Raw genomic sequence first — 18,640 nt, 5'->3', positions numbered from 1 at the left:
CTGCGCTATGGCATTGGGATAGTAATTCAGCGCCCTTGCAGACGCCAATATCTTTTCTCGCGTCCGCGGCGCGACCGACGCGCCTTTTTTAAAACAACGAGATACCGCTGACTGCGAAACGCCTGCATGTCGCGCGACATCATAGGATGTAGCTCGGCCCTTTGATCGTTCGTGCGACGCGCTGGTCATTAGGTCGTTCCTCAATCCCGTTGCAGGCAGTTGTGGCTTAATTACATCGCATTGTCCACTTTTGCATTCGCAGTCACTTTCAGCTTGCATTCGCAGTCAACTTCGCGTTCAACAATAAGAGTTTTTTACGACAAGCATTAAAAATGGGGAGAAATTGCCGTGACCAAGACCAAGCTCAGCCTGATGTTGACCGCAGCGCCGATGATCGCGCTACTTTTGCCAGCGCCCGCAATGGCGCAACAGACGGCTGAGGCGGAAAATGCCGGCATCGAAGAAATCATCGTAACGGCGCAGCGCCGCGAAGAAAATCTTCAGGATGTTCCGATATCGGTTTCCGCCTTTACTGCCGAGCAAATGGCGGCGCGCGGTACAACTGATATCTCACGGCTTGAAGGCCAAGTTCCCGGTTTTACATTCGGTCGTTCTGGGTCTGACGCGCGTCCAGCAATTCGCGGTGTCCGGACCGAAAATGTTGGTGTGAATGGTGACACCACGATCGGCTTCTTCATTGACGGCGTCTATCAGTCGCGCGCATCGCAGGCGACGACCGGATTTGTCGATATCGAACGGGTCGAAGTTCAGCGTGGTCCTCAGGGCACCCTTTATGGCCGCAACACCTTTGGCGGCAACATCGTTATTTCATCTGCTAAACCTTCGTTTGAGGGCTATTTTGGTGGCATGGACCTTACCGTTGGCGAGAATGGCCGCTTTCGCTCCGATGCTTTTGTCAACGCTGCGCTCAGTGATACCGTGGCGCTACGCATCGCTGGTTCGTACGAAAAATCCGACGGCTATGTGAAAAACGTCAATCCGCTAGGCAACAACCTGTTTGACGACGACAACCGCTATGTCCGTGGGTCATTGTTGCTGCAGCCGAACGACGCGTTCAGCGCGCTGATTAAGTTTGATTACTCACGCCGGGTTGGTGCTGGCGGATCGGCTTTTGGCTATAAACTGGCGGGAAGCTATTTTGACGTCGCCAGCCGTCAGCAACTTTACAATGCGACCCCAGTGTTCGGCCTGAACACTCGAGGCGGCAACCGCGACGGTGTAAACGATGCTCTTCCCGGGTCAGCTGTTGCAACGAGCGACCTTGGCGTTCCTATTTTTGCCGCTGGCGATCCTTACACCATCGATACTGACCAAAAGACCATATTGGACTTGGAAAACAAGGCTTGGACAGCAAATCTGGCTTATGATTTCGGCTCGGTCACCCTGAAGTCCATCACTGGCTATACCGATTTCGGTGCGATCCGGACCTCTGATACCGACTTTTCGGCAAATCAGATCGGTGTCGATTTTCAGGATACGCGCGCAAAGACATTCAGTCAGGAACTGCAATTGCTTTCCAGCGACACTGGAAGCGCGCTGACCTATGTTTTGGGTGCCTATTATTTCAAGGACAAGCTGACCGGTATCTTTATCAACGAGCAATATCCGCGCATCATCCGCAACGTGACGCCAAACCTCAATCTGGCAGCAAATGGCGGCGGATTTTATGACCAGCAGAAAGCGGAGACCGAATCCTATGCCGCTTACGCCCAGGCGAGCTATGCTATAACAGAGCAGCTGAAATTTACAGCTGGCATCCGGCACACCAGTGACAAGAAAGACTTTGCCTTTGCCAACGCGAACGCAATTCTTCCAACTGCAGGAACGCCGCCCGTGCCGCAGGGAACAGCCATCACGTTGCGTACGGGGCCCATTCCGGACAGCGCCTTTGGCGTTCAAGGCGGCACAACCAATTGCACCTATACGTCATTCCCGCCGCCGCGTTCCGGTTTCCAATGCCTTGCATCAAACACAACGATACTGACGGGTGCGACCTACGATACCAAAAAATTCAACAAGACCACATGGCGGGCAGGTCTGGATTATCAGCTGAGCGATGACAATCTGATGTACGCGTCAGTATCGACCGGCTTCCGCTCTGGTGGATTCAACTCGGGCCAAGGACCGGCGGCATTGCAACCAACTTTTAACCCCGAAACCGTGATTGCTTATGAAATCGGTTCCAAAAACCGATTTGCCGATAACACGATCCAGATTAACCTCGCGGCTTTTTACAACAACTATAAGGGACTTCAGGAACAGCGTCAGGTCCCGGTTGGCGCCACAACATTATCGATCATCGAAAACAGCGGCAAGGCGCGATCCTATGGTGCAGAAGCCGAGCTGATCTGGCAGCCAGTCGATGCGCTGCAAATCGGTGGAACCTTTGCCTATCTGAACGCAAAATATACTGAATATCGCGACGTACCTGCGCCATTTGGTACGACAATAGTTGTGGCTGATGCGACAGCATTGACCCCGACGATTGTAAACGGCGTGACGATTGCACCCGCTGGTCAGCGCCGTTTATTTGCCCCTGGCTATAATTGCGGCCTGGTCGCTGGCACGGGCGGAGCCGGGCAACCTGCTGCAGCTTATGGATGTGATATCAGCGGAAACCGCATTCCCTATTCACCCGAATTCACGGGAGCAGTTTACGCATCCTATGAAATTGATCTGGGCAGCGCCGGCACATTGACGCCTTATGCCTCGATCAACTTCTCCAGCAGCTTCTTTGGACAACCATTTAACTCGATCCTCGAGAAGCAGGCGGCGTTCAACAAAATCGACCTCCGCTTGACATGGGACTATAACGAAAATGTCTCGATCCAGGGCTTTGTGACCAACCTGACGGACAAGGTGACTTCAACCCGTTTCGTTTGGGGCGGCGGCGGTGCGATGCAAGCAAGCTACGCTCCTCCCCGGCTGTGGGGTGCGCGGGCAAGCTTCAAATTCTGAGCCTTCGCGATTTGTAGCGAAAAAGGGCGGGGCTTCGGCTCTGCCCTTTTTCGTTCTGTCGGCTGAGGTTTGAATATAGTATCAGGCGCGCCCAGCCTTTGTTTACCTATATCCGAAATGGCTCGAAGGCAGCACTGAGCCAGCGGTGAACAAACGCCTGCTTTTATCGGGTTCGGACAGCGCCTCGAATGACCGAAACTGAGCGCGAAGCTGCCATTGACGTAGCGGATGAACGAAGGTCTGCTAACCACCAATAGAGCCCCAGTTGCTGCCAACATATTTCGAGCCCGAATGGGTGAACGGACGGCAGCTTTTAGAGTCTTTCTGCGGTTGAGTGAATCGAGGGGGATTGCCACTCAGGCAGAACTGTGATTCAAGTTGGCTACTGGTGAGGAGGCCAGCATGACGCGCACCCACGGCTGGGCTACGCGCGGCGAGGTGCTGATCGACAAGGTGCCGCATGGGCACTGGAAAACGCTGACCTTCATCGCCGGGCTGCGGCACGACGGCATCGTCGCTCCGTGCGTCCTCGACGGCCCGATCAATGGCGAAACCTTCACCGCATGGGTCGAGCAGTTCCTGAACCCGATCGAGGAGATGTTCTCCAAACTCAAAAGGCTCCTGAGAAAGGCCAATGAGCGCTCCGTCGAGGCAACTTGGCGGCGCATCGGCAAACTGCTCGATCGGTTCCCGCCCAGCGAATGCGCCAACTATATCCGCGAAGCTGGATATGCCTCAATTTAAGTCAGAAAGACCCTAACTTCCATAATCAATCAGCCCGCGTTCAATCTGCGCCGCCATCGCCGCGTGATCGATTACGGTATCATCCGCATCGCCAGTAAACACGCTGCTCCCGATCAAGCGCACGCGTTGACCGCTCGCGTGGTGGCCGTGCACGCGCCACAGGATTGCGATTTGTTGATCACCAACAATCGCATGTTCAAAATAGAAGGTCGCGTCCGGTAACGCGCGGATAAGGGCGGGAAGCCATGTGCGGTCATAGAGATTGAAGGCGCGGCCGTTCCATGCTTGGTGAAGCCAGTTGGCAATTTCGCGGGCGTCTTCCGGGAAACCCGGCGGTAAGATGGCTGTGTCGCCTGCTGCATATTGACCCTGGGCGGGGCGAAGTTCACCCAAAGGCGGGTGGACGGGAGGTGCAACTTTGGGTGCGCCGCGATCTTCAACCACTATCTCACGCAAGATCCGGCCTTCTTCGCGCCAGACCCAGCGGTGGCAGTTCCCGCCCTTCACTTTATAGGCGATCATCTCGTCTAGATCGGCTGTAATCGTAATTTCCGCCGCGTCTTCGTTAACCCATGCTGCAGTGATGGCATCGCGGCCCTTGATTAGAGACAAGCTATCCTCGCGGGTTGCCCGATGAACATGGCTGTCAGCCAGTTGCGCATAGGCACGGTCCCGCCGCAGCGCGATTTCAAGGTCGGCCAAAATTGTCAAAGTCCACCTTCCATCTGCCGCATCAGGGCAACTTCATCGAACACCGTCACCTCATCGACTATAACGCCATGTTCAATGCGCCAATGGGTGACGGCAAGAATGTAAATCGGCTCTCCCGTCGCTGCGCCATAAAGTGCGCCGCCGTCATGTGTGCCCGCGAGTTCCCAGCGGACCGCGATCATGTCATCGACTGCTGCGACATGCTGGATGTGGAAACGCGCATCACCAAAACTGCCAATCAGGGCGGTGAACCAACCGGTAACCTCTCCCCAGCCAAATAGACGACGACTGCCGGGGCCGCTCCAGTGCGCGGCGGGAGAATAGGCCTCACGAACCCGACCATATCGTCGATGGCCGATAAGCTGATCAAACAGCGCATGGGCAAACGCGTGCGGGTCATGCTGCGGATTGGGAAGCGCATTATTGGTAAAGGCGGTGACTGGCGCATCGTTCACCCGCTTTATTGCATCTTTGCGCCAATCAGTTGGCGGCCCTTTTGCTTTATCCGCTGCGGCATGAATTTGGGCAACGGCGCGGGGGTTATATCCCAGCTGTAACGCCATCGCGCTATAATCGCGGACCAACCATTCTTCGATGATCAGATTTTCTTTGCACAGGCAATCAGCAATGGTTGTGAAGGTGATCCGTTTGCCTGTTGCTGGGCCAAGTTCGGACGTGCCGAGATTGGTCGCGGTAGATGTAATCCGGTGCGACGAAAGATAGGCGCCCCGTCCGTGCTTGGCGCTTTCATCTGACCAAATAACGGCCTCGCCGGTCAAGGTCCGGTCCGGGAAAGCCGACAAAGTGCGCGACGTGCCGGCAATCACCCCATCCATGCCAAATGCCGGGCCAGTCATCATATGCACAACAATGTCGCTGCCATAATGCGTGGCGATCAGGCCGACATCCTTCTGCTCCCAAATCCGGTGGGTGCAGCGCAGGATATAGTCGACAATATCGGCATATTCTGGATCGAAGCCCGGGATATGCTGACGCGGGCTTCCTTGCGGTTCCAATATCTGGGCGATGTCGCGCCCGCCAACATTGGGGATGGCTGTCATGGATACACCAGAAAAGCCACGACGCCGTCCTGCGTGGAGGCGCGGCGCGCAAGGCCTGCTGGCAAGCTAATTGTATCACCTTGTTTTAAGTGAAGCAGGCCATCGGTGCATTCCAAGTCGATCGACCCGCGATCAATGAACAACACTTCCTTGGCACCACTACCGTCCCAGTCCATGCCTTCGCCGGGTGCAATGGCAATCCGGTCCACATTAAAGCCATGGTCCCAATCCAGTGGCGCATCAGGGCCAATGACGGATAAGACGTCGCTACCTACAATCGCCTGATTGCGCCAAACAATGGTTTCAGCAGAATTCGCATTGACCGAGATCAGGCTGCTGGCTTCTTGGGCAGATGTCGGCTGCATCGGCGCTACATTTTCTGGAATCTTTTCGCCGGCGGCAGTGTCGACCAGCGATCCATTTTCCAGCAGAATAAGCCCATAATCTTTCGCCATTTCAAAGACCTTTGGTGCCCAGGTCACCCGGCCGGGATTATCCTGCCCGAGGACCGCCCATAAGAAGCCCGGCTTACCATCATCGTCAGGCTGCGTTGCCGTAAAACCGCGAAACATGCGTGTCGGAATCGAAATAACATCGCCGGGGTGAAGTTCAACCTGCGCATCATCGCCATGCTCACCAAGATCGAAACGCCAATGGCCGCTGTGAACGACAAAAACCTCTGCAGTGTCATGACTATGCTGCGAATTGACGCATCCAGGTGGTTGCCGCGCACCCCCGATATTATAGCCATGCGGCTCTGCAATATGAACATGCTGAGCCGGATTTTCAGACACGCCGGGACCGATGATCGTGAAGTTTTCCTTCGCCTCCGACCCCGGCGTCCGGCAGTCGATGAAGGCGTTGTAGCACGGAATGAGGTCACCATAGCGCACTGCGCGGGCTTCCAGCGATTCGACGGTCCAATCCGTTAAACGCGTCTGCAACTCGGCCATTGAACATCCCACATTTGCGTCGATTTTCGACGATCTGATCTCTTGCTTGAATTAGTGGTTTACGTCCATTGCATTCGAAGTCAATATAAGGATGCAAGGGGATCCGAATGACGCTCGATAAAATCGCTTACTGGAATGTGGTGAACGGCCACCGTGATATTGCGGAGTCCTATCATCTGCTGACTGATCGGCTGTATGCCAAAGACTGCAATTTCAATGCAGGGGCACCGGTCGATTATTGCGCGGGGCGTGACGCGATCATTGAACGCTTTTGGCAGCCTTTGGTGCGTGCATTTCCTGATCTGGAACGCCGGACCGACATAATGCTGAGTGGCCAGTTCAAGGACGGTCAGTGGATCACAACAACGGGCAACTTCGTGGGCCATTTTCAGAATGACCTTTACGGCCTGAAGGCGAGCGGGCGACCCCATTTCATCCGCTATGGCTGGTTCGACCGGATAGAGGGCGATCAGGTTGTCGAGAGCTATGTGCTGCTCGATCTGACACGGTTGATGATTGAAACAAACCAATGGCCGCTCCGTCCGCAGCTTGGAGAAAGCTGGTCCCCGGCACCTGCAACGCAAGACGGCATCATCCTGCAACCCGCAGATGACGCAGAGTCGGACAGAAGCCTCAAACTGGTCGAGGCAATGATCGCAGGATTGATGTCCTATGACGGCAAATCCCTGGCCAGCATGGGGATGCGACGGTTCTGGACACCCCAATTCCAATGGTATGGCCCGGGCGGCATCGGCAGTGCGCGCGGGCACGCCGATTATGAGCGCGCGCACCAAGGGCCGTTTCTCAAAGCATTTCCGGACAGGATCGGCGGCAATCACAAATGCCGCATCGGCGAAGGCGCTTATGTGGCCTCCACCGGCTGGCCAAGCATCAACGCGACCCATTTGGGTGATGACTGGATCGGAATTCCTGCAACGGGAAAACGCATTACCCAACGGATCATGGATTATTGGCGGCGCGAGGGCGACATGCTCGTCGAAAATTGGGTGTTCATCGATATGGTTGATCTCATCGCCCAGTTCGGAATTGACCTCTTGCCGAATTGGGAAAGGCAAATACCATGATCCGCGCTCACGATTTCTCAAAGACGCGCCGGTTTTGCGCATTAGCATTCCTACTCGTTGCCTATTTCTTTTACGCCTGGTCTTGGAATACCGTCGATATTCTGCGGCCTTACATCAAAGAGAGTCTGAACCTCACTGATTTGCAAGCTGGCTCATCCTACACGCTTCAGTCGGTTGGAGCGATTGTTGGCGCGGTTGTCATGGGCCAGATTGCAGACAAGATCGGACGGCGGAATGCGCTCGTCATCTCGATGATCGGCTACGGTTGCGGGCTACTCTCGGCCCTGCTGGTCTCCTCTTATACGGGCCTGATGTTTCAGCGAATCGGCCTTGGCTTCTTCATGGGGGCGATGTTCCCGATTGCGGTCGGTATCTATTCCGGCCTGTTCGCCCGCGACGTGCGCGGCGTCATCGCTGGCTTTGTGCTGGGCACCTATAATGTCGCAGTAGCCGCGCTTGGCTTTCTGTCGGCAGCGGCCTTCCGCGCAGGCTATGACTGGACTGTCCTCCTGTGGGCAGGCGCAGTACCTGTGATGCTTGCCCTTTTCGCATTTTTTGTGATCCCGGACGACCGCAACTTCATTCCGATGGATGGCAAGACAGAAGACGAAACAACCGCCAAGGCCACTCTGCCCATTGCCGAGCTTTTCAAGCCCGGGGTTGCCCGCCAGACAATTCTGCTCGCGACCATGACCGGTCTCAACTTTTTCGCCTATCAGGCCTTTACTGGCTGGGCCTCAACCTATCTGAAGGAAGACCGTGCGATTCCCGATACGATAGTCGGTGACGTGCTTGGCTGGCAGTTCATTGGAGCAGCCATTGGTGGGCTTGTCTGGGGCTTTATCAGCGACCGCTTCGGACGGCGGATCGCGGCCTGGGGATTTGTTGTCGCGGCCGCACTGATCCCGGTCTATTTGTTTGTGCCCATGCCAATCGGACTGCTTGAGCTCACCGGCTTCACATATGGCATCATGCTCTCATGCAGTGCGATCTGGGGCCCTTGGTTGTCAGAGCTGTATCCGCCGCATCTGCGGTCGACCGCAGCCTCGATCTTCAATTGGGGCCGCGTAATCAGCATGACCGCACCGCTCATCACCGCACCGCTTGCGGAGAGTTTCGGGCGCGCTCCGGTGATGAGCCTCGCCTCGGTCGCCTTCCTACTCGCCGCCGTGATCTGGTTTCGCATGCCGGAAACTGTCGGTCGCAAAGTCAACATTTGAATGAACGGAGATTATAATGGCTGAATGGCTGAAACGCGGAGCAACAATTGAGGCAAAGGCCAACTCCGACCGCAAGGTGCGCGACATAGTGGAAGGCATCCTAGCCGACATAGAAGCACGCGGTGATGATGCCGTGCGCGAGCTTTCGATAAAGTTCGATGGCTGGGATCGCGAATCCTATCAACTCACGCAGTCTGAAATTCAGGATTGTATCGATCAGCTATCGGGTCAGGATTTGAAGGATATCGAATTCGCGCAAACCCAGGTGCGCAACTTCGCGCAGATCCAGCGGGACTCGATGAAAAACGTCGAGGTTGAAACGCTGCCCGGCGTTGTCCTCGGCCACACGCATGTGCCAGTGAATGCGGCAGGCTGCTATGTTCCGGGTGGGAAATATCCATTGCTCGCCTCTGCCCATATGTCGGTGATTACCGCTAAGGTTGCAGGCGTCAAACGCGTCGCGACATGCGCGCCGCCCTTTCAAGGAAAGTTTGCGCCCGCAATTGTGGCCGCTCAAGCAATGGCGGGCGCCGACGAGATTTACGCGCTCGGCGGGGTTCAGGCGATCGGCGCGATGGCTATCGGCACGGCGTCTATGGCCCCAGTTGATATCCTGGTCGGTCCCGGCAACGCCTTTGTCGCGGAGGCCAAGCGACAGTTGTTTGGGCGCGTCGGAATTGATCTGTTTGCTGGACCGACCGAGACGCTCGTTATCTGCGACGAGATCGGTTGTGACGGGGAACTGGCGGCAACAGACCTTTTGGGTCAAGCCGAACATGGTCCGGACTCTCCTGCGGTCCTGCTCACCACGTCACGCAAACTTGCTGAGGAGACAATGCAAGAAATAGAACGCCTGCTGACCATCCTTCCGACCGCTGATATAGCCCGGCGCGCATGGGAGAGCTTTGGCGAAGTTATCGTCGCACAGGATGACGCGGAAATGGTTCGCATCGCAGATGAGATCGCCTCAGAGCATGTGCAAGTGATGACCGCAGACCCCGATTATTTCCTCAAGCACATGACCAACTACGGCGCGCTGTTTCTCGGCAACCGTACCAATGTGAGCTATGGTGACAAGGTTATTGGTACCAACCATACGCTCCCCACCAAAAAAGCGGCGCGCTATACCGGCGGACTGTGGGTCGGCAAGTTCCTCAAGACCTGCACCTATCAGCGTGTCTTGACCGATGAAGCTTCGACGATGATCGGTGAATATTGCTCGCGACTGTGCGCGCTTGAGGGCTTTGCGGGCCATGGTGAGCAAGCCAACATCCGCGTGCGGCGCTATGGCGGCAAGAATGTGCCTTATGCTGGTAAGGCGGAGGCCGCTTGACACTTCCCATCACCCCCAGCCTAAGTCTCGACGGTCGTCGTGCTATCGTGACTGGCGCTGGGCGGGGCATTGGCCTTGCCGCAGCGGCAGCACTGGGTCAGGCCGGAGCCGACGTAACGCTTGTCTCTCGCACGGCGTCCGAAGTAGAAGAAGCCGCTGCGATGATTGGCCCAACTGCAACCGCTGCTGTTTTGGACGTGTCAGACATCATGGCCGTGAAAGCATTTTTCGCCGCCCGTCCAGCCTTCAACATTCTCGTCAACAACGCGGGCACCAATCGGCCCAAGCCAATGTGGGATGTGAGCGAAGAAGATTATCACGCGGTATATGATCTCAACGTCAAGTCGGCCTTCTTTGTAGCGCAAGCCTGCGTGCACAAGATGATCGCCGAAACTGCTCAAGGCTCGCTAATCCATATGGGCAGCCAGATGGGCCATGTCGGTGGACCAAATCGAAGCCTGTATTGCGGATCAAAATGGGCGCTGGAAGGGATGAACAAGGCTTTCGCTCTCGATCTGGCAAGCCACGGCATCCGCAGCAATACCATAGCGCCGACCTTCATAGAAACGCCGCTCACTAAGCCATATTTTGATGACCCGGCATTTAAGGCGCATGTCCTGTCCAAAATCAAACTCGGTCGCGTCGGTCAGGTAGAAGATGTGATGGGAGCAATCCTGTTTCTTGCTTCGGACGCATCGGCATTGATGACAGGCACCAGCTTGGTCATCGACGGCGGTTGGACGGCGGACTGAGACATTCCGAATGACATTGATCACAGTGTTTTGTTTTGCCGGGTTTGTAAGTAAGTGAAGCTCCATTATGTTTTCGGAAAAATCCCGAAATCCACGCTCCAGAAGGTTACTCATACTTGATCTCAATCCTTGATCTATTTCGCATTGGCATAGGACCATCGAGTTCGCACACCGTCGGGCCGATGCGGATCGCCCGGCGGTTCGTCGAAAAGTTGTCGAAAACTGCGCGGCTGACGGATGTTTCCCGGATCGAAGTGACGCTGCAGGGATCGCTAGCACTTACCGGCGTTGGGCATGGCTCCATCGATGCTGTGATACTCGGGCTCATGGGATACCGACCTTCGCGGATCGACCCTGATGCTATCGCATCGATATTGGATGATGTCACGCAGACGCGGCGCCTTTTGCTGAAACCCGATATATCGGTCGATTTTGACAAAAGGCGCGATATTTTACTCGACACGAACGTCATTCCAAAGCTCCATCCAAACGGTATGGCACTTAGGGCTTATTCGGCAACAGGCACCCAACTAATTGAAGAATATTATTATTCTACCGGCGGGGGATTCTTTGCAACCGAAAAGCAGCTTAGTTTGTCAGCGCCGGACGACACCATAAGCGCAGCGGGAAAGGGCAAATATGCCTATAGCTCGGGGGCGGAGTTACTTGAAATTTGCGCAGATACGGGTCTTACCATCGAACAGATTGTGCTTGAAAACGAAGATAGTTTTCGGCGTCGGGCAACTACGCTGGCTGGGCTCGATGCGATAGTATTGGCAATGCTCGGTTGCATTGATCGCGGCTTGAACACCGGAGGGACGCTGCCTGGCGGCTTGAACGTTCGTCGACGCGCGCCTGAAGTCCTTGCAAGGTTAAATTGCGGCATAGGAGCCAATGAGCCTGAACGTTTATTGGATTGGCTGAATGTGTACGCGCTTGCGGTTAATGAGGAAAATGCGTCGGGCGGTCGCGTCGTTACGGCGCCTACCAATGGGGCTGCGGGCATTTTGCCGTCGGTCATGAAATATTACTGCTGCAACGATGGTCAAGCTCCGGAGGTCGCGCAGCGTTTTTTAGCCACTGCAGGTGGTATCGCGCTTCTTTACAAAATGCGTGCTTCAATTTCTGGCGCAGAAATGGGCTGTCAGGGAGAAGTGGGCGTTGCTTGTTCCATTGCAGCGGCAGGTCTCGCCGCCATATGGGGCGGAACCCCCTCCCAAGTCGCAAGCGCAGCGGAAATTGGCATGGAACACAATCTTGGCCTTACGTGCGACCCAGTAGGCGGGCTGGTCCAGATCCCATGTATCGAGCGAAATGCGCTAGGCGCAGTCAAGGCAGTCAACGCTGCGCGGCTAGCGCTGCATAGCGAAGAGCGCCCCAAAGTGTCGCTCGATCAAGTGATTGAGACAATGCGACAAACTGGCATGGACATGTCTTCGCGATATAAAGAAACCAGCCAAGGGGGATTAGCGGTAAACGTCATCGCGTGTTGACCGTCACAGTTTTGATGGGGGCATCATAGCGAGCGCGGCATTTTGTATTGTGGTGGCGCACGGTGAAGTCTTCCGGCCCGGCCACGTACCGGTACTTGCGGCGTGATGGATTAACAGCTTAGCTGAAGAGATCAGCTTACCGAAGTTGTGAGAGCGAAGTGATGTGATGGCACAACCGGTCGGACCGGGACCAAGGACAACCCAATGACAGTCCTAGGCGCAACAGCCTGCAAAGCCGATTGGACCTTGCTCGTGGCCCCCATCAGGGCCAGCAGTCTATACCGACTGCACAAACAGGCCGGACAGACGACTGCACCCGACCAAAGGCCAGTTCATCATTTTATGCTTGCAACGCGGGAGCCACCCACAGAGGACTGTGCGCTTTGCAAAAGCTATGATACGAAAACGGTCATGGTTTGCCCGCCAAAATCTGCGCCAATGAAGGCGCCTGCCAGTTCCTATTCCTAAAAAGCGAGCAGCCCTGCGAAACCAGCTACGCCGACCGCGCAGGCAAATATATGGGCCAGCGCGGGGTGACATTGCCGAAGTTGTGATTGGGGGGTTGAAGGGTTGGAAGTTGTTGGGAGGGGAAGTCAGGTATTGGATGAAGATGCTCGAAAATCGCCGTAGCGTAACGCCCGTGTACCTCGGTGCGTTGCTTCCGAGGCGATAGAAAATCTGTTTGGTACTGACACTACGGTGGTCTAACGATTGATGATGCTAGCAGGATGCGCCAAAGAAGAAGCCATTATTTACGGCCTTGCTATGTCTGGGTTAGTCATCCGAACGCCGGACGTTGCTGCGTTCTACATCGAGTCTTTCGCTCGGCATCCCGATGAATTCGTCACATACAAGATGTTGAGAATGAGAGGTGACATCCTTACCAAAGGCCAGCTTCAACTTTTGGGCATACGCACCAACATCAAAATTTCCCGGCAGTTTTACGAAACGCTCAACGATGAAGGGTTGTTGGACCCTTCCGAGTCCGCCGTCATTATCGCCACAAGCATTTCCAGTGCACTGTGTAGCCGAAGGGACGTTCATAAGTTGCTGGCCGCAATGGGGCCTGACCAAACACTTCGGGCATCGCCATCCAACATGGCCGCTGGCCCTTGTGAAAACGCAAATCGTTTAAGCAGTGTGCCGGTGAGAGTCAGCGAGGCAGTTCTTTTTCCGCTGTCAGGCTGCGATAAAGTTGGGCAGTGCGGCTGCTTATGGACGTTAGACCGTGTGCAACAAGGCCATGCAAACCGGGCGGCTCTATCCGACCGACTATTGTTAGAATAGAGGCTTTGCTGTCAACGCCTTGGGTATTTAGCACGCTCTTGGTTCGGCATATGAATATCCCTGCGAACAGGGGCGTCTCCATCATGATAGCTCATCAAGACCGGCGAAATTTCGGATAGTCGCAGATAATTGCCAAGTTGCCTCGGAGTCCAAACTCTGGTTGCTAGGGACTTTATTGCAGCGTGCCCCTTTTGGCTTTCAATCGCCTTCAACAATGAATAATCCATCGTCAAAAAACAAAATGCGCCATACTTTTCCGCAGTGCGAATGTGCCACGCGTCTTGGCTATTTTTTGGACCTAAACAGTCTCGCAGTTGACGATAGCGATCATCTCCGATCCTTTCGATGTGTTCAGGCAGGCTTTCGCGCGTGTAAGGCCATGACGATTGGCCGCCATCAAGTTCAGATGGCAACCAAGCGTCGATGGGCTCAAGTTCTACACGCCCCAATAAATTCAAATCCTCATAGCCGTAACCTCTAAATCGCCCACTGGGCTGGTAGTACCGCTCCGCAAGCAGGTGCGCGGAAGTGCGCAGCCTCAGAGATCCTGTTTTGGCTAGGTGCGCAATTCCAGCAAGGTGTTTCAAATCGCGATAGTCGTGGGCATCGTTCATCGGATCGTGCACGGGAACGCGCGCGCTGTAGCCTGTTGAAATAACTGAATTGCCGAGTTGATGTTCGCCTGTTGAAATCCACGCCGAGTCATGGGTGACTGCGTTACTAAAAACCTCATTGTTTATGAGTATCGTTAGGGGGTTACTTGGGCTGCAAATAGTGCGGCTCTTCCTAGTTGACCATTTGACGCACACGTCCACGAGAGCTGGCCTGCATTTGAAATTCCAGAAGTATAAAAGGCGGTTCATTGGCAAAAACCTTGGAATCGAAGATTGGGGAACTTAAACCAATGTCAACCTTCGAGCTACATCGTTATGTCGCTAAACGACCTCTTTCTTCTACCAAACAAACCAACTCATTGACTATATTATCCATATAGGTTAATACAGCCAATCATGAAAACCATATCAGACTATGAACCCGAATTCACCCCCGTCGCTCTTGATCGCGTGCGGCATGATGGTTGGACGCCGGAGCCGCAGGTGATGTATTCGTTTTGCATCCTCTGGTTCTTCATGTCGCAGCAGCCAACAAGGCCACCGAACCTCGGTTTCTGCTTAGTGGTGGCATAACCACCGATCTGTGGGGCTGGGGCCCTTAACCCTGCGAAACCAGCTACGCCGACCGCTAGGTACACTCTCCAATGGCACTTTCGGACGACCTGCGCATGTCGCCAGCTTGCTACGGACATCACAGGCCGCCTTTGATCACGTGGTGATGTAATTGCAAAGATTGACGAATTAGTTCTAGCGCTTAAGTTACGTGGACCACATAAAAAGAGCGTAGCATGACAAGCAGAGGTCGGGAAAAAGTTGAGGGCGGCGCTACCGAAGCAGCCCGCCCTCTGATCTTGTCCATGGGAGGGGCATACCGCAACCTCTCCACAGCGCACGCCTTTCTTATATGCGCAAGTGCGTTAACATGCAACTAGCAATTGAACCTACTGCCGCACAATTCCCTGCAGTCGTCGCGGCAATGCATGATGATCGGATTGATCGTTATCTGCCGGCAGCAGGGCAGAGTAGAGAAGACGCATTTAAGCTTTTTCTTTGGAATTGTGCGCTTTGCGAAGCATTTTACCTTCCCCTGCACATCGCCGAAGTATCTGTTCGAAACGCAATACATCAGCGGCTCTTAGAGCGTTTAGGTGACCAATGGTATGATCAGCCAGTGTTAAGAAAATTGCTAGCTGATCGTCTATTCAAAGACCTTGAAAAGGCTGTTCGACAAGAACGTGCGCGATATGGACTCCTAATGACCAGCCATCATTTAGTATCAGAGTTGTCCTTTGGGTTTTGGCAGCATTTATTGACCAAACGCTTCGATAGACTTTTGTGGCCGCGTGGTATGAGAGATGTATTCCCTAATTTGCCGTTGGCGCTAGGTCGTAACGACGTGCATAATCGGGTTGATATTGTCCGAAAATGGCGAAATCGTATTGCGCACCACAAAGCGATTTTTGACCAAGCGCCCACAAAGCGGCATCAAGAGACGCTTCAAATGGTAAGGTGGGTGTGTCACGATGTAGCAGACTGGCTTACGTCTGCGTCAAAAGTTTCCATGGCTATTTCACTAAGGCCTGTCCCAGCGGCCTGATTTCAAACTGAGATACAACCAACCCATTGACTATATTATCCATATAGGTTAATAACTCCAATCATGAAAACCATATCAGACTATGAACCCGAATTTGCCCCCGTCGCGCTTGACCGCGTGCGGCATGATGGTTGGACGCCGGAGCGGCAGCGGTTGTTTTTGGTTGCGCTGGCGGCGATGGGCACGGTTGATTCTGCGGCGCGGGCGGTGGGGATGTCACGGATTTCGGCCTATAACCTCAAAAAACGTGCCGACGCGGGTAGCTTTGCGGAGGAATGGGACCGGGCGTTGGGGTTCGGGCGGGGCATGATGTTCGATTATGCCATGGAACGCGCCATCCACGGCGTCACCACGATTAAAATGCGGTTGGGCGGCGCGTTTGAAGTCCAAACTGGCCCCGACATCAAACATATTATGAAAGTGTTGCGCTTGCCCCCGCCGCGCCGCGATGCCAAGGTGAAAACGCGCGCTTGTTAGGGTCAGGACCACTTAAATGCACCATCGCGGCGTCAAAATGGCAAAGATATCGGAGCAAAATGTACGCCGCAGGCAGTCGTTCTGCCTGCAAGGGCATTTTGTTTCGAGATCGAAGCCATTTTGGCGTCCTTTGGATTTGACCCATTTTGTCCATTGCCGCGTTGGCAAGCTTGGACTTAGAACCACTAAGTCCTGCGCTTGCCGCCTTGCACTGAACAAAATGGCCTCAAACCGCGAAGGTGGATTTAAGTGGTCCTGACCCTAGGTTTACAAAAAAGGCGGCGCATGCATATATGTTTGTAAACTTAAGGGGCAGAATCCTGTCCCCAATATACCGCCACGCCCAAAGAGAGGAAACTTCATGCCCACCACCCCACGCGAATTCGATATCATTGTCTATGGTGCCACGGGCTATACCGGGCGTTTGGTGGCCGAATATCTCAAAGGTAAAACTGGCCTGACATGGGCGATGGCGGGGCGTAGCCTTTCCAAGCTGGAGGAGGTGCGCGACCTGATTGGTGCCGCCGCAGATACGCCATTGATTGTGGCCGATGCGTCTGACCCCGCTACGCTCGACGCGATGGTCAAGCGCACGAAGGTCGTTTTGACAACCGTTGGCCCCTATCAATTATATGGCAATGAACTTGTCGCCGCCTGCGTGGCCAATGGCACCGATTATACCGATTTATGCGGCGAGCCGGCATGGATGCGCCAGAAAATTGACCAGCATGACGACGCGGCCAAGGCATCCGGCGCGCGGATCGTGTTTTCCGCTGGCTTTGACTCCATCCCCTTCGATTTGGGCGTGATGATGCTGCAAAAGCATTGCATTGCGACATTTGGTGCGCCTGCGCCCCGGGTGAAGGGCCGTGTGCGCGCCATGAAGGGCACGTTTTCCGGCGGCACCGCAGCCAGCCTGAAGGCGACCATGGCCGCCGCTGGCAAGGACCCGGCGGTTATCGGTTATTTGACCAACCCGTTCAGCCTTTCCGCCGATTTTGCTGGCCCGCCGCAGCCAGCGGCGAACAAACCCGAATATGACGAAAGCCTGGGCAGTTGGGCGACCAATTTCGTCATGGCGCCGATCAACACCAAAAATGTCCACCGCACCAACCATTTGCTGGGGCATGCTTATGGTGCAGATTTTGTCTATGACGAAATGGTGCTGACGGGCCCCGGCGAACAGGGCGAGGCCATTGCCAAGCATGTCGCCTCCACCCCGATGATGGGCGGCGCGGATGATCCCAAGCCCGGCGAAGGCCCGACCAAAGAAGAACGCGAAACCGGCTTTTATGACGTGCTGTTCATCGCCGAATATCCCGATGGCCGCACGGCGCGATTCAGCGTCAAGGGCGACCGTGACCCCGGCTATGGTTCGACCAGCAAGATGATCAGCGAAACCGCGATTGCTTTGTGCGAACAGGATGGTCCGGGCGGCGTGACCACGCCAGGGGCGGCCTTGGGCGCGCACCTTGTGGACCGGCTGCAAAAAAATGCCGGATTGATTTTCGCTGTTGAAGGCTGACCGCTTCCCTAAATCGTCAGGCGGGCTTATAGGGCGCAAGCCATGTTAGGTCGCCTTTTCAAAAAAGCTGTTGCCCCACGCCCGCTCGATACCGCGCGGGTGCCCGACGGCGTGCGGGTATATGCCATCGGCGACATCCACGGACGCGATGACTTGTTATCCGCCTTGCTGGCCAAGATACAAGCCGACGACCAAGCGCGCGGCCCTGCCGATACGCAGATCATATTTTTGGGCGATCTGGTCGATAGAGGCCCCGGCAGCGCGGCGGTCATTGAAACCGCGATGGCGTTGAAGGCATCGGGCAAAAATGTCCGGTTCCTGATGGGCAATCATGAGGAGGTGTTTGTCAGCGCCTGCCGCAAGGGCGACCCAAAGGTTACGCGTTTCTTCCTGCGCATTGGCGGCGAGGAGACGGTCTTGTCGTATCCGATCACCCGCGCCGAATATATGACATTGGATATGGAGCAACTGACCGAGCGACTGGCGACCTTAGTGCCGCAAGCGCACATCGCATTTGTCGAAAGCTTCGAAGATCAGATTATCATCGGCGATTATGCCTTTGTCCATGCCGGTATTCGCCCCGGTGTTGCTTTGGTAGACCAAAAACCAAGCGATTTGCGCTGGATACGCGACGAATTTGTGGGGCAACGCGGCGATCTGGAAAAGGTCATTGTCTACGGCCACACCATCTACGACGCGGTGGAAGAACGCGGGTCACGCATTGGCATTGATACCGGCGCGTATAATTCAGGCAAGTTAACCGCCTTGGCGCTTGAGGGCGGCGATCGTTGGTATCTACAAACATGACG

General features: G+C 55.0%; 16 protein-coding genes and 3 pseudogenes. 14 read left to right on the top strand and 5 right to left on the bottom strand.

The annotated features are described in order from the left end of the window. Positions 1–24: 24 nt before the first annotated feature. Positions 25–189 (bottom strand): annotated as a pseudogene (locus HEQ18_RS12655) (LacI family DNA-binding transcriptional regulator); the annotation flags it as partial. Positions 190–348: 159 nt separating this feature from the next. On the opposite strand from HEQ18_RS12655, the gene HEQ18_RS12650 reads away from it, so the two are divergent. Next, positions 349–2,979, top strand: coding sequence for a TonB-dependent receptor (locus tag HEQ18_RS12650; RefSeq protein WP_432814979.1), 2,631 nt, complete (start codon positions 349–351; stop codon positions 2,977–2,979). Between the two features lie 384 nt (positions 2,980–3,363). Next, positions 3,364–3,723: pseudogene (locus HEQ18_RS12645) on the top strand (IS630 family transposase); the annotation flags it as partial. A 12-nt stretch (positions 3,724–3,735) separates the two neighbouring features. Here the strand turns inward: HEQ18_RS12645 and HEQ18_RS12640 are convergent. From HEQ18_RS12640 to HEQ18_RS12630, 3 genes are read right to left on the bottom strand one after another with little or no spacing between them, the layout of a single operon-like run. Further along, positions 3,736–4,434 (bottom strand): hypothetical protein, encoded by a 699-nt coding sequence (locus tag HEQ18_RS12640; RefSeq protein WP_432814978.1) that lies wholly within the window; start codon positions 4,432–4,434, stop codon positions 3,736–3,738. Then, entirely contained in the window at positions 4,431–5,495 is a 1,065-nt protein-coding gene (locus HEQ18_RS12635) for an ester cyclase (RefSeq protein WP_432814977.1), read from the bottom strand. The genes HEQ18_RS12640 and HEQ18_RS12635 overlap by 4 nt, the downstream gene beginning before the upstream one ends. Further along, positions 5,492–6,448: a cupin domain-containing protein gene (locus HEQ18_RS12630; protein WP_432814976.1), complete on the bottom strand. Its 957-nt coding sequence runs from the start codon at positions 6,446–6,448 to the stop codon at positions 5,492–5,494. Before HEQ18_RS12630 ends, HEQ18_RS12635 begins: the two co-directional genes overlap by 4 nt. A gap of 107 nt (positions 6,449–6,555) precedes the next feature. On the opposite strand from HEQ18_RS12630, the gene HEQ18_RS12625 reads away from it, so the two are divergent. From HEQ18_RS12625 to HEQ18_RS12595, 7 genes and pseudogenes are all read left to right on the top strand, one after another. Further along, positions 6,556–7,533: an ester cyclase gene (locus tag HEQ18_RS12625; protein WP_397606269.1), complete on the top strand. Its 978-nt coding sequence runs from the start codon at positions 6,556–6,558 to the stop codon at positions 7,531–7,533. Beyond that, complete coding sequence (locus HEQ18_RS12620) at positions 7,530–8,753, top strand: MFS transporter (RefSeq protein WP_397606270.1); 1,224 nt, start codon at positions 7,530–7,532, stop codon at positions 8,751–8,753. Before HEQ18_RS12625 ends, HEQ18_RS12620 begins: the two co-directional genes overlap by 4 nt. Before the next feature lie 16 nt (positions 8,754–8,769). Beyond that, positions 8,770–10,086 (top strand): histidinol dehydrogenase, encoded by a 1,317-nt coding sequence (hisD, locus tag HEQ18_RS12615; protein ID WP_432814975.1) that lies wholly within the window; start codon positions 8,770–8,772, stop codon positions 10,084–10,086. Further along, positions 10,083–10,838 (top strand): SDR family NAD(P)-dependent oxidoreductase, encoded by a 756-nt coding sequence (locus HEQ18_RS12610; RefSeq protein WP_397602447.1) that lies wholly within the window; start codon positions 10,083–10,085, stop codon positions 10,836–10,838. The genes hisD and HEQ18_RS12610 overlap by 4 nt, the downstream gene beginning before the upstream one ends. Before the next feature lie 116 nt (positions 10,839–10,954). Further along, positions 10,955–12,331, top strand: coding sequence for an L-serine ammonia-lyase (locus tag HEQ18_RS12605; protein WP_432814974.1), 1,377 nt, complete (start codon positions 10,955–10,957; stop codon positions 12,329–12,331). A gap of 410 nt (positions 12,332–12,741) precedes the next feature. After that, a pseudogene (gene dcd / locus HEQ18_RS12600) lies at positions 12,742–12,885 on the top strand (dCTP deaminase); the annotation flags it as partial. A gap of 157 nt (positions 12,886–13,042) precedes the next feature. Beyond that, complete coding sequence (locus HEQ18_RS12595; protein ID WP_397606273.1) at positions 13,043–13,618, top strand: hypothetical protein; 576 nt, start codon at positions 13,043–13,045, stop codon at positions 13,616–13,618. An 11-nt stretch (positions 13,619–13,629) separates the two neighbouring features. Here the strand turns inward: HEQ18_RS12595 and HEQ18_RS12590 are convergent, their stop codons facing one another. Then, on the bottom strand, positions 13,630–14,481 hold the full coding sequence (locus HEQ18_RS12590; protein ID WP_432814973.1) for a hypothetical protein: 852 nt from the start codon (positions 14,479–14,481) through the stop codon (positions 13,630–13,632). Between the two features lie 147 nt (positions 14,482–14,628). On the opposite strand from HEQ18_RS12590, the gene HEQ18_RS12585 reads away from it, so the two are divergent. The 5 genes from HEQ18_RS12585 (at position 14,629) to HEQ18_RS12565 (ending at position 18,638) form a co-directional block, all read left to right on the top strand. Then, on the top strand, positions 14,629–14,805 hold the full coding sequence (locus HEQ18_RS12585) for a hypothetical protein (RefSeq protein ID WP_397606275.1): 177 nt from the start codon (positions 14,629–14,631) through the stop codon (positions 14,803–14,805). Between the two features lie 349 nt (positions 14,806–15,154). Then, positions 15,155–15,829, top strand: a complete 675-nt coding sequence (locus tag HEQ18_RS12580; protein WP_397606276.1) for a hypothetical protein — start codon at positions 15,155–15,157, stop codon at positions 15,827–15,829. 63 nt (positions 15,830–15,892) lie between these two features. Further along, complete coding sequence (locus HEQ18_RS12575; RefSeq protein WP_432814972.1) at positions 15,893–16,306, top strand: hypothetical protein; 414 nt, start codon at positions 15,893–15,895, stop codon at positions 16,304–16,306. A gap of 361 nt (positions 16,307–16,667) precedes the next feature. Beyond that, a complete protein-coding gene (locus HEQ18_RS12570) occupies positions 16,668–17,831 on the top strand; it encodes a saccharopine dehydrogenase family protein (protein ID WP_432814971.1) in 1,164 nt (387 codons plus the stop codon). A 42-nt stretch (positions 17,832–17,873) separates the two neighbouring features. Continuing rightward, positions 17,874–18,638, top strand: a complete 765-nt coding sequence (locus HEQ18_RS12565) for a metallophosphoesterase family protein (protein WP_432814970.1) — start codon at positions 17,874–17,876, stop codon at positions 18,636–18,638. Positions 18,639–18,640: the final 2 nt, after the last annotated feature.

The sequence above is a fragment of the Sphingorhabdus sp. genome, from assembly GCF_050921905.1.
GTDB lineage: Bacteria > Pseudomonadota > Alphaproteobacteria > Sphingomonadales > Sphingomonadaceae > Sphingorhabdus_B.
The sequence above is the reverse complement of the archived record's forward strand: the minus strand, read 5'-3'. Positions and strand labels throughout refer to the sequence as shown.

Coding starts and splice junctions, on each gene's coding strand:
- HEQ18_RS12635 (WP_432814977.1), bottom strand. CDS start 5,495: ATGACAGCCATCCCCAATGTTGGCGGGCGCGACATCGCCCAGATATTG.
- HEQ18_RS12630 (WP_432814976.1), bottom strand. CDS start 6,448: ATGGCCGAGTTGCAGACGCGTTTAACGGATTGGACCGTCGAATCGCTG.
- HEQ18_RS12625 (WP_397606269.1), top strand. CDS start 6,556: ATGACGCTCGATAAAATCGCTTACTGGAATGTGGTGAACGGCCACCGT.
- HEQ18_RS12620 (WP_397606270.1), top strand. CDS start 7,530: ATGATCCGCGCTCACGATTTCTCAAAGACGCGCCGGTTTTGCGCATTA.
- hisD (WP_432814975.1), top strand. CDS start 8,770: ATGGCTGAATGGCTGAAACGCGGAGCAACAATTGAGGCAAAGGCCAAC.
- HEQ18_RS12590 (WP_432814973.1), bottom strand. CDS start 14,481: ATGAACCGCCTTTTATACTTCTGGAATTTCAAATGCAGGCCAGCTCTC.
- HEQ18_RS12585 (WP_397606275.1), top strand. CDS start 14,629: ATGAAAACCATATCAGACTATGAACCCGAATTCACCCCCGTCGCTCTT.
- HEQ18_RS12580 (WP_397606276.1), top strand. CDS start 15,155: ATGCAACTAGCAATTGAACCTACTGCCGCACAATTCCCTGCAGTCGTC.
- HEQ18_RS12575 (WP_432814972.1), top strand. CDS start 15,893: ATGAAAACCATATCAGACTATGAACCCGAATTTGCCCCCGTCGCGCTT.
- HEQ18_RS12570 (WP_432814971.1), top strand. CDS start 16,668: ATGCCCACCACCCCACGCGAATTCGATATCATTGTCTATGGTGCCACG.
- HEQ18_RS12565 (WP_432814970.1), top strand. CDS start 17,874: ATGTTAGGTCGCCTTTTCAAAAAAGCTGTTGCCCCACGCCCGCTCGAT.